The sequence below is a fragment of the Undibacterium sp. CY21W genome (assembly GCF_014284265.1).
In the GTDB taxonomy this organism is placed as follows: Bacteria; Pseudomonadota; Gammaproteobacteria; order Burkholderiales; family Burkholderiaceae_D; genus Undibacterium; species Undibacterium aquatile.
Window position 1 is genome coordinate 177,934 of record NZ_JACOGE010000004.1, and the last position, 14,581, is coordinate 192,514.

The 14,581-nt window shown below is 51.6% G+C and carries 16 protein-coding genes; 10 read left to right on the forward strand and 6 right to left on the reverse strand.

Annotation, left to right across the window (positions count from 1 at the left end):
• The first annotated feature begins 71 nt into the window (after positions 1-71).
• The 5 genes from H8K29_RS11115 to H8K29_RS11135 all read left to right on the forward strand — a co-directional run bounded on the left by H8K29_RS11115 (position 72) and on the right by H8K29_RS11135 (position 5,454).
• Entirely contained in the window at positions 72-1,235 is a 1,164-nt protein-coding gene (locus H8K29_RS11115; protein WP_186897649.1) for an ABC transporter substrate-binding protein, read from the forward strand.
• A 158-nt stretch (positions 1,236-1,393) separates the two neighbouring features.
• The gene (locus tag H8K29_RS11120) at positions 1,394-2,449 is read left to right on the forward strand and encodes a branched-chain amino acid ABC transporter permease (protein ID WP_186897650.1); all 1,056 of its coding nucleotides are present in this window, start codon (positions 1,394-1,396) and stop codon (positions 2,447-2,449) included.
• Positions 2,446-4,263, forward strand: coding sequence for an ATP-binding cassette domain-containing protein (locus H8K29_RS11125; RefSeq protein ID WP_186897651.1), 1,818 nt, complete (start codon positions 2,446-2,448; stop codon positions 4,261-4,263). The genes H8K29_RS11120 and H8K29_RS11125 overlap by 4 nt, the downstream gene beginning before the upstream one ends.
• Positions 4,263-5,033 (forward strand): ABC transporter ATP-binding protein, encoded by a 771-nt coding sequence (locus H8K29_RS11130; RefSeq protein ID WP_186897652.1) that lies wholly within the window; start codon positions 4,263-4,265, stop codon positions 5,031-5,033. The genes H8K29_RS11125 and H8K29_RS11130 overlap by 1 nt, the downstream gene beginning before the upstream one ends.
• A gap of 28 nt (positions 5,034-5,061) precedes the next feature.
• A complete protein-coding gene (locus H8K29_RS11135; protein WP_186897653.1) occupies positions 5,062-5,454 on the forward strand; it encodes a VOC family protein in 393 nt (130 codons plus the stop codon).
• A 24-nt stretch (positions 5,455-5,478) separates the two neighbouring features.
• On the opposite strand, the gene H8K29_RS11140 is transcribed toward H8K29_RS11135, so the two are convergent.
• From H8K29_RS11140 to gpmA, 6 genes are all read right to left on the reverse strand, one after another.
• Positions 5,479-6,264, reverse strand: coding sequence for a spermidine synthase (locus tag H8K29_RS11140; protein ID WP_186897654.1), 786 nt, complete (start codon positions 6,262-6,264; stop codon positions 5,479-5,481).
• Positions 6,261-6,902, reverse strand: a complete 642-nt coding sequence (locus H8K29_RS11145; protein WP_186897655.1) for a glutathione S-transferase family protein — start codon at positions 6,900-6,902, stop codon at positions 6,261-6,263. Before H8K29_RS11145 ends, H8K29_RS11140 begins: the two co-directional genes overlap by 4 nt.
• Positions 6,903-6,971: 69 nt before the next feature.
• Entirely contained in the window at positions 6,972-7,724 is a 753-nt protein-coding gene (locus H8K29_RS11150) for a molybdopterin-synthase adenylyltransferase MoeB (RefSeq protein WP_186897656.1), read from the reverse strand.
• 41 nt (positions 7,725-7,765) lie between these two features.
• A complete protein-coding gene (locus tag H8K29_RS11155; protein ID WP_186884380.1) occupies positions 7,766-9,247 on the reverse strand; it encodes a S41 family peptidase in 1,482 nt (493 codons plus the stop codon).
• Positions 9,248-9,261: 14 nt separating this feature from the next.
• On the reverse strand, positions 9,262-10,599 hold the full coding sequence (locus H8K29_RS11160) for a murein hydrolase activator EnvC (RefSeq protein WP_186897657.1): 1,338 nt from the start codon (positions 10,597-10,599) through the stop codon (positions 9,262-9,264).
• 6 nt (positions 10,600-10,605) lie between these two features.
• Positions 10,606-11,352 carry a 2,3-diphosphoglycerate-dependent phosphoglycerate mutase gene (gene gpmA / locus H8K29_RS11165; RefSeq protein WP_186884382.1) on the reverse strand — a complete coding sequence of 249 codons (747 nt, stop codon included), beginning with the start codon at positions 11,350-11,352 and terminating at the stop codon, positions 10,606-10,608.
• 101 nt (positions 11,353-11,453) lie between these two features.
• Here gpmA and H8K29_RS11170 point away from each other — a divergent pair, with 101 nt between their 5' ends.
• The 5 genes from H8K29_RS11170 (at position 11,454) to H8K29_RS11190 (ending at position 14,580) form a co-directional block, all read left to right on the forward strand.
• A complete protein-coding gene (locus tag H8K29_RS11170; RefSeq protein WP_186884383.1) occupies positions 11,454-11,855 on the forward strand; it encodes a rhodanese-like domain-containing protein in 402 nt (133 codons plus the stop codon).
• Between the two features lie 24 nt (positions 11,856-11,879).
• Complete coding sequence (gene grxC / locus H8K29_RS11175; protein WP_186897658.1) at positions 11,880-12,140, forward strand: glutaredoxin 3; 261 nt, start codon at positions 11,880-11,882, stop codon at positions 12,138-12,140.
• 180 nt (positions 12,141-12,320) lie between these two features.
• The gene (gene secB, locus H8K29_RS11180; protein WP_186884385.1) at positions 12,321-12,794 is read left to right on the forward strand and encodes a protein-export chaperone SecB; all 474 of its coding nucleotides are present in this window, start codon (positions 12,321-12,323) and stop codon (positions 12,792-12,794) included.
• Positions 12,795-12,857: 63 nt separating this feature from the next.
• Positions 12,858-13,307 carry an SH3 domain-containing protein gene (locus H8K29_RS11185; RefSeq protein ID WP_186884386.1) on the forward strand — a complete coding sequence of 150 codons (450 nt, stop codon included), beginning with the start codon at positions 12,858-12,860 and terminating at the stop codon, positions 13,305-13,307.
• Positions 13,308-13,581: 274 nt separating this feature from the next.
• Positions 13,582-14,580 (forward strand): NAD(P)H-dependent glycerol-3-phosphate dehydrogenase, encoded by a 999-nt coding sequence (locus H8K29_RS11190; protein WP_186897825.1) that lies wholly within the window; start codon positions 13,582-13,584, stop codon positions 14,578-14,580.
• The last annotated feature ends 1 nt before the right edge of the window (position 14,581 follow it).

The window sequence follows — 14,581 nt, forward strand, 5'->3', positions numbered from 1 at the left end:
ATGCTGACAAATTCCAACGACAGACAAAAAATAGACAAGATCATTTGCATGATCTCAACAGGAGATGACCGATGAAAAAACGCTACGCCCTCGCAGCTTTGCCTGCATTGATTGCCCTCATGTTCAGCGCGAATGTCGCGGCTCAGATTAAAGTCGGCGTGAATGTTTCCGCTACGGGTGCCGGTGCCTCGTTGGGCATACCTGAAAAAAATACTTTTGCTTTGTTGCCGAAAGAAATTGGCGGAAAAAAAGTCGAATACATTATTCTCGATGACGCTTCTGATTCGACGACGGCAGTCAAAAATGCGCGCAAACTGGTATCAGAAGATAAGGTAGATTTATTGATAGGGTCGACCATCGTGCCGACTTCTCTGGCGATGATCGATGTAGCGGCGGAGACAGAAACGCCGATGATATCAATGGCAGCGGCCGCCTCCATTATTTCTCCGTCGGATGCAAAGCGTCACTGGATATTCAAGACGCCACAAAATGATTCGCATATGTCTACGGCGGTCATCAGTCACATGGCCGATGCTGGTATTAAGACAGTAGGCTTCATCGGCTTCAATGATGCATACGGCGAAGGCTGGTACAAAGAATTTTCCAAACTGGCAGAATTACGCAAAATAAAAATCGTGGCAAACGAACGCTTTGCCCGTCCGGATACGTCGGTCACCGGACAAATCCTGAAAATTATCGCCAGTAATCCCGATGCGGTGTTCATCGCTGGCGCTGGCACGCCTGCAGCCTTGCCACAAAAAACTTTAAAAGAGCGCGGTTATAAAGGGAAGATTTATCAGACGCATGGCGTTGCGAACAATGATTTCCTGCGTGTTTGTGGCAAAGATTGCGAAGGCACTTGGTTACCGGCAGGCCCTTTGCTGGTCGCTGAGCAGTTACCGGCAGATAGTCCGGTGAAAAAATCTGCTTTGCGTTACACCGGCGTCTATGAAAAAGCGTACGGAGCAGGCTCAGTCTCGACCTTTGGCGGGCATGCCTGGGATGCCGGATTATTGCTGGAAAACGCAGTTCCAACGGCGTTGAAAAAAGCCCAGCCGGGAACCAAAGAATTCAGGGCAGCGTTGCGGACGGCGATAGAAAACACCACAAATCTGCCGGTTTCTCATGGCATCGTGAATATGAACAGCGGCGATCATGTTGGCCTGGATCAGCGTTCCCGCGTGATGGTGCAGATTGTCGGCGGCAAATGGAAACTGGCGGGGCAGGCGAAATAAGCCTTAGCATTCGCTATAAAAGGGAGCTGCGGCTCCCTTTTGCTTGGTCTTCGGGATGTACTTTGAAGTCGGCTTTTAAATGTAAATCAGCAAAGACTGTCACGCTTCATCGGCAGCGATAGTTCAGATCTGTTTGTTTCAGCGAGAAAGTTTTTTCCATGGATTTTTCGATTGCCGCCATCCTCGCGCAGGATGGCATCACCAGTGGTGCGATATATGCGCTACTGGCGCTGGCACTGGTGCTGGTGTTTTCTGTTACCCGCATTATTTTTATTCCTCAAGGTGAATTTGTCGCTTTCGGTGCGCTGAGTCTGGCCGCGATACAGTCGGGACAATTTCCACATTCGGCAAGCTTGTTGCTGTCATTGGGCGTGCTGTGTCTGCTCAAAGAAATTTATCAGTCTCTGCGCGCGCCGCAGCGCAGCGCGAATTTTTTACGTGCATTGTTGCCAGATACAGTAAAGCTGTTGTTGTTGCCGTTGCTGCTCTGGCTGTTGATGCGCTATCTGCCATTGCAGGAATTGCCTATGCTGGTACAGGTCGTGTTGGCGCTGCTGCTGGTGATACCTATGGGGCCGATGATGTACCGGCTCGCCTATCAGCCGCTGGCTGAGGCCAGTACGCTGGTTTTGCTGATCGTTTCCGTCGGGCTGCATCTGGCGCTGACCGGTCTGGGCCTGGTGATGTTCGGTGCCGAGGGCTCACGAACTGCTGCTTTCAGTGACGCACAATTACAGCTAGGTTCTCTGATGATCTCAGGCCAGAGTCTGGTGGTGATTGCCGTTTCTGTCACGCTGATGATCGCTTTGTATGTCTATTTTGAGCGCAGTTTATCTGGTAAGGCGTTGCGGGCGACTGCCGTCAATCGTCTTGGTGCGCAACTGGTCGGGATAGGTACGACGCAGGCAGGTCGTTTGGTCTTCACGCTGACGGCAGCCTTAGGTGCCTTGTGCGGCGTATTGATTGCACCAATGACGACCGTGTATTACGACAGTGGTTTTCTGATCGGGCTGAAAGGTTTTGTCGGGGCGATTGTCGGCGGCTTGTTCAGTTATCCGGTGGCTGCTGCCGGTGCCTTACTGGTTGGTTTGCTTGAATCGTATTCTTCATTCTGGGCCAGCGCTTATAAGGAGGTGATCGTGTTTACGCTGATCATCCCGGTGTTGCTGTGGCGTTCTCTCAGTAGTAAACACAATGACGAGGAGGAATCATGAGTCACCTCCTGCGTTATGGAAAATACGTATTGCTGGCGCTGGTGTTCATTTTCCCGGCATTACCGGTTCCCGAATTCTGGATCACTTTATCGAATTACATAGGCTTGTATGCGATCGTTGCGCTGGGTCTGGTTTTGCTGACAGGTGTCGGCGGCCTGACGTCTTTCGGGCAGGCGGCGTTTGTCGGTATCGGAGCGTATGCCACTGCTTACCTGAGCACGACGGCGGGCTTATCACCGTGGCTGGGTTTGCTTGCCGGTTTGCTGATCACTGTCGTGGCAGCTCTGGCAATCGGGATGATTACGATGCGCTTATCCGGGCATTATCTGCCACTGGGGACGATCGCCTGGGGATTGTCCCTGTTTTTCCTGTTCGGCAATCTCGAATTTCTGGGGAAATACGATGGCATCAACGGCATTCCGTCGATTGCGATCTTCGACATCAGGCTTGATAGCGGCCGCAGCATGTATCTGCTGATCTGGGCCATATTGTTGCTGGCAACGCTGGCGGTACAACATCTGTTGCAGTCGCGTCCCGGTCGTGCGATACGTGCGCTCAAAGGGGGTGGTGTGATGGCGGAAGCGATGGGGGTGAATACCGCCCGCATGAAAGTCATCATCTTTGTGCTGGCCGCGATGCTGGCGAGTATTTCCGGCTGGTTGTATGCCCATTTACAGCGCTCCGTGAACCCGACACCATTTGGCTTGAATGCCGGTATCGAATACTTGTTTATGGCCGTGGTGGGTGGCGCGGCGCATGTGTGGGGAGCTTTGCTGGGCTCGGCATTGCTGACCATTCTGAAAGATAAACTACAAGCGATCCTGCCTGCTTTGTTGGGCAGTAATGGTAATTTTGAAGTGATCGTTTTTGGCGTATTACTGATTTTATTGCTGCAAACGGCGCGTGATGGCGTCTGGCCTTATCTGCTTCGCGCTGCGAAAAATATATTCCGGCCGTGGTTGGCGACAGAACCGGCTATCGTGATCAACACTCACAGTGCGCCACTCGCCAGTCGTATTAAGCCAGCCAGTGGTAATGTGATTTTAGAGATAGCGCAGGCGCGCAAAGAGTTTGGTGGTCTGGTTGCTGTGAATGACATGCAGTTCAGCGTCAGCGCTGGTCAGATTGTCGGTCTGATAGGGCCGAATGGTGCTGGTAAATCGACGATGTTTAATCTCGTAACAGGTGTGTTGCCGCTGACTAGCGGCGCGGTACGGTTTTATAGCAATGGTCAGTTACAGGACATTACAGATTTTGCCTCCCGCGATATCGTCAGACTCGGCATCGCCCGCACGTTTCAGCATGTGCGTTTGCTGGCGGATATGAGTGTGCTGGAAAACGTGGCGATAGGAGCGCACCTGCGACACAAGCAAGGCGATGTCAGCGAAGTCTTCGCCAGTATTTTGCGTCGCGACCGGAAAATCGAAGACAGCTTGCTGGCCGAAGCAGCACGCCAGCTTGAGCGGGTCGGATTAGCGCAATTAATGCATGAAGAAGCAGGCAATCTGGCGCTGGGTCAGCAACGTATTTTGGAAATTGCACGTGCGCTGTGCTGCGACCCGGTTTTGCTGTTGCTCGACGAGCCTGCCGCTGGTTTGCGTTATAAGGAAAAGCAGGAACTCGCAGAGTTGTTGCGAAAATTGCGTGCCGAAGGAATGAGTATTTTGCTGGTGGAACACGATATGGATTTCGTGATGAATCTGACCGATCATCTGGTCGTGATGGAATTCGGCAGCAAAATAGCCGAAGGTTTGCCGCAAGAAATTCAACAACATCCGGCAGTATTGGAAGCGTATTTAGGTGGAATAGACTGATGACACAAGAAAATTCACAGGCAAATTCACAAGCGCTGCTGGTCACCGATCAATTGCAGGTGTTGTACGGCAAGGTCGAAGCCTTGCAGGCGACGAATATCCGGGTGGAGCGTGGGCAGATCGTGACCGTTATCGGCCCGAATGGCGCAGGCAAATCAACGATGCTCAACGGCATCGCTGGCGCCTTGCCTGCCAGCGGTAGCCAGCGTGGACAGGTTCTTTTTAACGGGCAGGATTTACGCGGCATCAGCATAGAAAAACGCGTCGCGATGGGGATGTCGCTGGTGCCGGAAAAGCGCGAATTGTTCGCCAGCATGAAAGTGGAAGACAATCTTTTGTTAGGCAGTTATCGGCGTTATCAGGCAGGGGAAAAAAACTATGCCGATCAGCTCAGCGTGGTGTTTGATTTATTTCCGCGTTTGAAGGAGCGGCGTCATCAGGAAGCGGGCACCTTGTCCGGCGGCGAGCGACAGATGCTTGCGCTGGGGCGCGCACTGATGGCAAAACCGCAGTTGCTGATGCTCGATGAACCCAGCCTTGGTCTGGCGCCATTGATCGTCAAAGAAATTTTTCACATCATTCAGCGACTCAGGCAAACCGGCGTCGCCATATTACTGGTTGAACAGAATGCGCGCGCTGCTTTACAGGTGGCCGACTATGCGTATGTGTTGGAAACCGGTGCGATTGCACTGCAAGGAAATGCCGCAGAACTTGCCAATGATCAGCGCGTGATCGATACCTATCTGGGGCTGACGAAAAAATCTCACTGATGTGGTATGAGCATAATGAGGGAATGCGATGCTATCTCATGTATTTATTGGCGTGAATGATTTCCAGCGCGCTTTTCACTTCTATTCGGGAGTGATGACTGAACTGGCATTACAACTTAAATTTTCTGAAGAAGATAAGGCGTGGGCAGGATGGATTAAAGCTGATCAGCCGCGCCCTCTATTTTTGATCGGCAGACCATTTAATGGAGCGCCAGCCTCGGCAGGAAATGGGCAGATGATTGCCTTACTGGCGTCTGATCGCGCGATGGTCAGGCGAGTGTACGCAAAGGCGATACAGTTGGGGGCGACTTGCGAAGGTGCTCCTGGGCTGCGGCCGCAGTATCATGCAGATTACTACGGCGCATATTTTCGGGATCCGGATTGCAATAAATTATGCGTCTGTTGTCATACGCCGGAGTGACAACAGACTAACAACAGGCTGACATCACTGCGTATCCTGCATCCAGGCTTTCAGTCCGTTAACCCATTTTGCCGCCGGCAATTTCATGCTGACTCTGATCTCTGTTGCGCGTTCATACAGCACATCGAAATCGACTGCCGGTGCCTGTTTGAAGGCGATCGCGACGGTGTTCGCATCGTGCACCATCGGTAGCCAGACGACCGCATCAAAGGCCGCATTCAAGGCGTCCAGATTCGCATTGCAATTGGCTTCGTAGTGTTCCGGGTTGCCGAATAAATTGACCGTCAGTATGCCGTCATCTGTCAGACAATCTGCGCAAGCCTGATAAAACTCCGGGCTGCCGAGTGCCGGTGCTTCGGCGGCGGCATCGTACAGATCAACCTGCATCACGTCGGCTTTGCCGTGATGCGCGGTATCGGTCACGTATGTCATGGCATCCATGGCGACGACATGCAGCCTGTCATCGTTGGGTGGCAGGCGAAAATGCTGATAGCAGGCAGCGATCACATTCGGATTCAGCTCGATGGCGGTGACTTGCGCATGTGGGAATTGGCGGTAACAGAATTTAGTCAGTGCGGCTGCACCGAGTCCCAACTGCACGATGTGTTGCGGCGTCTTGTTGAACAGCAGCCACATCATCATTTGTTGCACGTATTCCAGCTCAATCTGATCTGGCATGGCCAGTCGCATGGAGCCTTGTATTGCATCGGACGATAAATGCAGAGAGCGCACACCGATGAATTCGGAAATACTGATTTCCGGATAACCGGCGATCTGGGTGACAGCGTATAAATCGGTTGGCTTACTCATACGGTTTTGTCCTCAGGCCAGATATCCACGCCTTCTATTTCCATCATTTTTTTCCAGCTCGGGCGATTGGTGATCAATTGCACCAGATGATTCAGTGCCGGCCATTCGGTTGCCGGATGCGGCATGTTACGTGACCAGCGCATCAATACTGTCAGATACAGATCGGCGACTGAGAATTGTGCACCGAGAAGATAAGGGCCATGCGCGTTCAGGTGCTGATCTAACTGATCCCATATTTTTTCTATACGCGTTTGCAGGGCATGACGTACCTCATCGGGATGCGTTGCATAACCCAGTTCTGACGGATAAAACCAGAAACGATATGTGGCCTGCAGATTGTGACTCAGATAAACCATCCACTGACGCCATTCCTCGTATTGTTCCGGCGTGCCGGCCAGACCCGCCGCCGGATGGCGCTCAGCGAGCAACATCATCAACGCGGCCGTTTCTATATATGGCTTACCATCGCACACCAGCGTCGGCACGACCCCGTTCGGATTCAGACGCAGGTAAGCGGGATCTTTCTGCTGATTTTTTTCAAAATCAAGCAGTTGCAGTTCGTAGGGCGCACCTGTTTCCAGTAAGGCCAGATGCACCGCCATGCTGGCGGTCGCCGGAGCGTAATAAAGTGTGTACATGATTTTTCTGGGAAATCGGGCTGAGCCGGAAACATTCGCCGGCAAACATGATTGAAATGAAGGAAGCGCTTAGTGTTGCTCACCGCAAACCGGGCAACGCGGATTTTTTTTCATTCCTATCGTCGTCCATTCCATACTCATTGCATCCAGCAGCAGTAAGCGGCCTTGCAGAGATTTACCCGTTTGCATGATCAGCTTCAAGGCTTCGGCTGCCTGCATGGTGCCGATGATGCCGACCAGTGGCGCAAAGACACCCATGCTGGAGCACAGGACTTCCTCGAATTTCTGATCTGGTGGAAACAGACATGCATAGCAAGGCGATTCTGTATTACGCGCATCGAAGACGCTGATCTGGCCATCAAATGCAATGGCCGCACCGGAGACCAGCGGTCGTTGATATTTGACACAGGCAGCGTTCACCGCATGACGCGTGCTGAAATTGTCACAGCAATCAAGCACAATGTCCACTTGCTGTATCAGCTCTTCGAGCCGCTGATCTTGAGCCCGTTCTTGCAGGGCGATGACATGAACATCAGGATTGATCTGTTGCAGCGCTGTCCGGCCGGATAAGACTTTCGCCATGCCAACACGCTCAGTGGTATGCAGAATTTGTCTTTGCAGATTTGTCAGATCGACGAAGTCATTATCAACCAGGGTAAGGCTACCGACACCGGCGCTGGCAAGATACAGAGCGGCAGGCGAGCCAAGGCCACCGGCACCGATGATCAGAACTTTGGCTTCAGTAATTTTTTTCTGGCCTTCTATGCCTATCTGTTCAAGCAGAATATGGCGCGAATAGCGCAGGAGTTGATTGTCGTTCATGAGATAAAAAAGGCCGCTGTGCAGCGGCCTTGAAGGTCTGATTATTTTTTCTTGTGATCAGATTTGCCGTCTTTGTCGGTTTTCTCTGATTTTTCCGCACCGTCTTTTGCTGCGTCTTTTGTTTCTTTCACTTCTTTTGGCTCAGTCACTTTGACCGGCAAGCCTTTCAGATGATTCAGCGCCTGCGCTAACTGGAAATCTTCTTTGCTGCCGTATTCCAGTGGTTTGCTTTTCTTGGCCAATGCCAGCAGGCGTTGTTCTTCCTCCAGCTCGTCCACTTTCGGGCGGACAACTTCTTTTTCTTTGTCGTTCGTCAGATGTTTTTGCAAATCTGCTTCACGTGCGCGGAAACTGTTGAAACCATCGCCTTCGGCTGTTTCTTCCACATTCAGATCCGGCACGATGCCTTTTGCCTGTATCGAGCGGCCATTCGGTGTGTAGTAGCGCGCAGTCGTCAGTTTGACTGCTGTATCAGCAGAAATCTGGCGTATGGTCTGCACAGAACCTTTACCGAAACTCTGGGTACCGATCACCGTTGCACGTTTGTAATCCTGCAAAGCACCGGCGACGATTTCAGATGCAGAAGCAGAACCGGTATTGATCAGCACAACCATAGGCACATTTTTAATGGCTTCCGGTAATTTGGCCAGCGGGTCGCCCATTGCGCGGCCTGCATAATATTCGCGTTTGGCATAGAAGGTTGCTTTCGAGTCTGCCAACTGTCCATTGGTGGAAACCACCGGCACATCCTTAGGCAAAAACGCAGCGGACACACCGACGGCGCCTGGCAGTACGCCGCCCGGATCATTGCGTAAATCCAGCACCAGACCTTTGATTGCAGGGTCTTGCGCATACAAAATCTGGATTTTCTTGGCCATATCTTCAACGGTTGGCTCCTGGAATTGCGAGATGCGCAGCCATGCATAACCAGGTTCAACGATCTTGGCCTTCACACTTTGCTGTTTGATCAGTTCACGTGTGATGGTGACGATAATTGGTTTGTCTTCCGTTTTGCGGGCAATCGTCAGCGTGATTTTGGTATTCGGTTCACCACGCATTTTTTTGACGGCTTCATCGAGCGTCATGCCTTTGACTGGCAGCGAATCGAGGCGTGTGATCAGATCGCCGGGTTTTAATCCAGCACGGTAGGCAGGGGAATCTTCAATCGGTGAAACGATTTTGACATAGCCGTCTTCCATCCCGACTTCAATGCCGAGGCCGACGAATTTACCTTGTGTGCCTTCCTTTAATTCTTTAAAGGATTTCTTATCCAGATAGGCGGAGTGCGGGTCCAGCGATGCCACCATGCCAGAGATCGCTTCTGTCAGCAGTTTATTATCATCGACAGGTTCGACATAATCTGACTTGATCAGACCGAAGACATCAGCCAGCTGGCGCAACTCTTCCACAGGCAGGGGGCTGCCGGCATTTTTTTGCGCGAGAGCAGAAAACTGCATGGAAACCGCCACGCCAGCGACCATGCCCAGGCCGATTAAACCGAAATTCTTAAATTTACTGCCCATGATTCACCTAATGCCTATTTAACGACGATCCAGTTAAGTGGATCAAATGCCCGTCCCTGATGACGGATTTCAAAGTATAAACCTGATTCTTCATTGCCGCCGCTGTTACCGGCACTGGCAATAATGTCGCCCGCTTTGACGCTGTCGCCGACATGTTTCAATACTGCCTGATTATTGCCATAGATGCTCATGTATTGGTCGCCATGACCAACAATAATCATATTTCCGTAACCTTTATACCAATCTGCAAAAATGACTTTGCCCGCTGCGATGGCTTTAATTTCACTGCCTTCACCGGCTTTGATGAATAAACCTTTCCAGCTTGGACCATCGCCGCGCTTGCTGCCAAACTTCGCCAGAATTTCGCCTTTGACTGGTAGTCTTAATTGCCCTTTCAAGCGATCAAATTCTCCGGCCGGTGGTGCTTCTGACTTCGCCTGTTTCGGTGGCGGTTCATCGGCATCAATCGCATTCGGATTCGGCTTCTTACCGGCTTTCTTGTCCAGCGCCGCCTGCTTTGCTCTTTCCTTTTGCGCCGCAATTCTTTCCTGGCGCTGTTTCTCTTCCTGTTCCGCGCGCAGTTTATCGGCTTTCAACTGCTCTTCTATCAGTTGATTCAGACGTGAGACAAGATTACTCAGTCTTTGTTCATCTTTTTGCAGATTATCTGCCTGTTTTTTTTGTGCGTAGAGTTTGTTTGATAACTGTCCGACCAGCGTCGCATGTTTTTTCTTTTCTTTTTCTAACGCGATCTTGTGGTCTTTTTCTTCTTCAGCGATTTCATCGAGTTCAGCCTTGGCCTCTTGCGCATCCTGGGTATTTTTTTCTGCCGCTTTCAGACTGCTGCGCAGGCTTTCTATCATTTTTGCCTGCGTTTGCGAGACATAGCCCATGTATTGCAGATCGCGGTTAATCCGGTTCGGATTGTCACCGGACAGCAGCAGCTTGATACGATCGCTGTCGCCATGCATGTACTGCCGGCGCAGGAACGTCGACAGTTGTTTTTTTTGCTTTTCTATCTGTGCGCTTAAGGCTTGTTGTTGCTCGGTCAGTTGCCGGAGTTTTTCTTCGGTCTGCGCTTGTTCGTTCTGCAAATCGCGTAAAGACCGGTTCGCTTCCGAGATGGCTTTTTCAGACTCGGCGAGTGCATCGCTGGCCTGATCTTTGGCGCTCTCGGTCTTATTGATGTCTGTTTTTAATGCTTTCAGTTTTTGCTGCAACTCTGCACGTTCAGCTTCTGCTTTATTTTTTTGCAGGGCGCGCGAGTTACTGGCGGCAAAGCCTGATGCTGCTGTACCTGTGATCGACAGGCACAGCAGACTGGAAAGCAAAAAGCGTGTGTGTTTTTGCATCTAGGATTACTTGGATTTACCCTGGCTGGCAACGGCTTTCAGTGCGGCTTCAATCGCCGACTGGTCACCGAGGTAATAATGTCTGATTGGTTTCAGATCAGCATCCAGTTCATACACCAAAGGCTGACCATTAGGAATATTCAGATTGACGATATCGTCGTCGCTGATGCCATCGAGCATTTTGATCAGGGCGCGCAGGCTGTTGCCGTGTGCTGAGATCAGGATACGTTTGCCAGAGCGGATCGCAGGTGCAATGCTGTCTTCCCATGCCGGTACGACGCGTGCCACTGTGTCTTTCAAACATTCTGTCAATGGGATTTGTTTGCGATCCAGACCGGCATAACGCGGATCATTAAACGACGTGCGGTCATCGTCTTCTGCCAGCGGATTTGGCGGTGTGTCATAGCTGCGGCGCCATACCAATACTTGGTCATCACCGTACTTGGCGGCAGTTTCTGCTTTGTTCAGGCCTTGCAGCGCGCCATAGTGGCGCTCATTCAGACGCCAGTCGTGCACGACTGGCAGCCACATCAGATCCATTTCATCGAGCGTGCCCCACAGCGTGCGGATTGCACGTTTGAGGACGGAAGTGTAGGCCAGGTCAAATGTCAGCCCGGCTTCTTTGAGTAATTTCCCCGCTTGTGTCGCCTCGGCGACGCCTTTCGGGGTCAGGTCAACGTCGGTCCAGCCGGTGAAACGGTTGTCAAGATTCCAGGTGGATTCACCGTGTCGCATTAATACGATTTTGTACATAGTGGTCAGTTTAAGTCGTGGTTAGTATGCATTTAAATATGTTCGCTGCATCTATTTTATAATGACGGGCTTCTGATAACCATTTTTACTACTGGAAACCTGTGAAATTCATTCTTGATAATATTTTTCTGATCGGTATTGCGTTGATTTCTGGTGGTGCTTTATTGCTGCCTTTGTTGCAACGCCGTGGTGCCAAAGTGTCGCAATTACAGGCGACACAATACATCAATCAGGGCAAAACGCTGGTGCTGGATGTGCGTAGCGCAGACGAATTTGCGACGGGCCATCTGCCGAATGCAAAAAATATCCCGCTGGCAGAAATCAATAATCGCTTGAAAGAAATCGAAAAGTCCAAAAATGCAGTGGTGATCACTGTCTGCGCGACGGGCGTGCGTTCTTCGAATGCCGTTTCTGTGTTGAATAAAGCCGGATTTGCGCAGGTATTCAGTCTCGATGGTGGCACCGAAGCCTGGAAAACCCAGGGTATGCCGATTGTTAAGTAAGCTGTAAAGTAGCTGGAGAAGTGTATGAAACCGCAAGTTCGTATGTATAGCACGGGCGTTTGTCCGTATTGCACGATGGCTGAACGCCTGTTGAAATCCAAGGGCGTCGATGAAATCGACAAAGTGCGCATTGATCTTGATCCTGCCGAACGCGACGCGATGATGCAGAAAACCGGGCGCCGCACGGTGCCGCAGATTTACATCGGCGACACCCATGTCGGTGGTTTTGACGATTTGTCGGCCCTTGATCGTGCCGGTAAGCTCGATGCTTTGCTGAATCCTTGAGTAGAAAATCCGGCTTTGACCGGATTTTCTACGGGCTTGCTGTTGAAGTGTCTGCGAAGTTGTGATTTTTGCAGTCTCCTTGCTACAATAAGGCGGCGCGATCTTGAAATGGCCAGAATCGGCCCTATCTGCCCATCTCGCTGTTCATTATTAATCTTTTAGAATTTTAGAAAGTCTCACATGTCTGACGAAAATCTGCAGCCCGTATTCCAAATCCAACGCGTATATCTGAAAGATTTGTCGCTTGAACAGCCAAATTCTCCAGCGATTTTCCTGGAACAAGAAGCCCCTGGCATCGAAGTTTCTGTTGATGTCGGCAATGAAAAACTGGCGGATGGCATTTTTGAATCCACAGTGACAGTGACTGTGACAGCTAAAATCGGCGACAAAGTAGCGTTCCTGGTTGAAGGCAAACAAGCGGGTATTTTCGAAGCGCGCAATATCCCTGAAGATCAGCTCGATCCATTGCTGGGTATCGGTTGCCCGAACATCATCTATCCATACCTGCGTTCTAACGTCGCCGATGCGATCACCCGCGCTGGTTTCCCACCGATTCATCTGTCGGAAATCAACTTTGAAGCCTTCTATGCGCAACGTTTGCAAATCGCAGCAGATCAGGCTAACGCAGCTGAAGCACCTGCGACTATCCAGTAATTTTCCTGATACCCGCCGGATCGCCATCTGATTGACGATCCGCGCTGGTGAAGAAAGAAGTTCATGCGCGGCTTGATTTCCATTTCTACCCTGAGTCTGTTGGCGACGCTGGTGACAGCGCCGGTGCAGGCGATGGAGTTCCGTTCGGTTGGTGCGACGCCTGTGATTATGTACGACGCGCCATCGGTCAAAGGTGGCAAAGTCTATGTGGCGCCACGCGGCATGCCGGTGGAAGTGATTTTCACCTCGGGTGCGTGGAGTAAAGTCAGGGATATGGCGGGCGACCTGAGCTGGGTCGAATCCAAGGATCTGATTACCCGCCGCAATCTGATTGTGCGGGTTGCCAACGCGAAAATCCGCGCCAGTGCTGATGACAGTGCCGCACTGGTATTCAGCGCTGAGAAAAACGTCTTGCTGGAAATGGCCGAACCTGCTTCGGCCGGTTGGGTCAAAGTCCGGCATCGCGACGGGCAACTTGGTTACGTAAAAGTGAACGAGGTCTGGGGTTTATAATTCCGCCCTGATCGCTGGTTTGACGGCAGTAATTCAAAAGAGGACAGCGTGCTGTCCTTTTTTTGTATGTGATGCGTAATGACAGATTGTATTTGCGGGCGTAAAGCTGGCGGAATCGATCACTGAAGACAGCCGGTATTTCAGGGCGAAATTCGCATACTCCCCCTGTTTTTATAAAAAAACCACCGATTGTCGGCATAAATAAAGGGCTTCAAAATATACTGGTGGGAGTATATTTGAGCCGTTTCTGATGATTTCCATCGTAGGTAAGAGCATGAATATCAGCGTATTAGGCGCAGGTGCCTGGGGCACAGCAGTGGCGATTGCCCTGACAGCAAAAAACAAAGTATTGATGTGGGGCCGGAATCAGGCCGCGATGCAGGAAATGCAGGTGCAGCGTGAGAATGTCGCCTATCTGCCGGGTTTTCCGCTGCCAGACAATCTCGAAATCACTGCGGATTTTTCCGCTGCAATGGCGCATGTTGCGGGGAATGACAGCCTGCTGGTGATTGCGACTTCGGTATCCGGTCTGCGCCCGACTTTAGAGGCTTGCCTGCCGTATGCGCCGCAAAATGTGATCTGGCTGTGCAAAGGTTTTGAAGAGGCGACGCAGTTACTGCCGCATCAGATTGCCCGCGAAATACTGGGCGATGATGTGGCCATCGGTGCTTTGTCCGGTCCATCGTTTGCACAGGAAGTCGCGCAGGGATTGCCTTGCGCGCTGACGATTGCTTCGACTTCACCGGCACTCTGCCAGCGTGTTGTGCAAGCTTTGCACGTCAATGCGATGCGGGTGTATTCCAGCGACGATCTGGTCGGTGTCGAGGTCGGCGGGGCAGTCAAAAATATTCTGGCGATTGCCACCGGTGTGGCTGACGGACTGGGTCTTGGCCTGAATGCGCGGGCGGCCTTGATGACACGCGGTCTGGCAGAAATCAGTCGGCTTGGCGTTGCGCTCGGCGGTAAAGCGGAAACCCTGATGGGCCTGACTGGCGTTGGCGATTTGATCCTGACCTGCACCGGTGATTTGTCGCGTAACCGCAAAGTCGGCCTGGCGCTGGCACAAGGAAAGTCGCTCGCGGTGATTATCGAAGAGTTGGGTCATGTTGCCGAAGGCGTACGTTGCGCGCAGGCGGTGCGCAGTCTGGCAGCCCGACTGGGCGTCGATATGCCGATTACGAACGCGGTGGCGGGAGTTTTATTTGATGGCGTTTCTGCCAGAGAAATGAGTATGCGCTTGTTAGCTCGCGATTCTAAGCAGGAAGTCAGCTGAA

Coding starts and splice junctions, on each gene's coding strand:
- H8K29_RS11115 (WP_186897649.1), top strand. CDS start 72: ATGAAAAAACGCTACGCCCTCGCAGCTTTGCCTGCATTGATTGCCCTC.
- H8K29_RS11120 (WP_186897650.1), top strand. CDS start 1,394: ATGGATTTTTCGATTGCCGCCATCCTCGCGCAGGATGGCATCACCAGT.
- H8K29_RS11125 (WP_186897651.1), top strand. CDS start 2,446: ATGAGTCACCTCCTGCGTTATGGAAAATACGTATTGCTGGCGCTGGTG.
- H8K29_RS11130 (WP_186897652.1), top strand. CDS start 4,263: ATGACACAAGAAAATTCACAGGCAAATTCACAAGCGCTGCTGGTCACC.
- H8K29_RS11135 (WP_186897653.1), top strand. CDS start 5,062: ATGCTATCTCATGTATTTATTGGCGTGAATGATTTCCAGCGCGCTTTT.
- H8K29_RS11140 (WP_186897654.1), bottom strand. CDS start 6,264: ATGAGTAAGCCAACCGATTTATACGCTGTCACCCAGATCGCCGGTTAT.
- H8K29_RS11145 (WP_186897655.1), bottom strand. CDS start 6,902: ATGTACACACTTTATTACGCTCCGGCGACCGCCAGCATGGCGGTGCAT.
- H8K29_RS11150 (WP_186897656.1), bottom strand. CDS start 7,724: ATGAACGACAATCAACTCCTGCGCTATTCGCGCCATATTCTGCTTGAA.
- H8K29_RS11155 (WP_186884380.1), bottom strand. CDS start 9,247: ATGGGCAGTAAATTTAAGAATTTCGGTTTAATCGGCCTGGGCATGGTC.
- H8K29_RS11160 (WP_186897657.1), bottom strand. CDS start 10,599: ATGCAAAAACACACACGCTTTTTGCTTTCCAGTCTGCTGTGCCTGTCG.
- gpmA (WP_186884382.1), bottom strand. CDS start 11,352: ATGTACAAAATCGTATTAATGCGACACGGTGAATCCACCTGGAATCTT.
- grxC (WP_186897658.1), top strand. CDS start 11,880: ATGAAACCGCAAGTTCGTATGTATAGCACGGGCGTTTGTCCGTATTGC.
- secB (WP_186884385.1), top strand. CDS start 12,321: ATGTCTGACGAAAATCTGCAGCCCGTATTCCAAATCCAACGCGTATAT.
- H8K29_RS11185 (WP_186884386.1), top strand. CDS start 12,858: ATGCGCGGCTTGATTTCCATTTCTACCCTGAGTCTGTTGGCGACGCTG.
- H8K29_RS11190 (WP_186897825.1), top strand. CDS start 13,582: ATGAATATCAGCGTATTAGGCGCAGGTGCCTGGGGCACAGCAGTGGCG.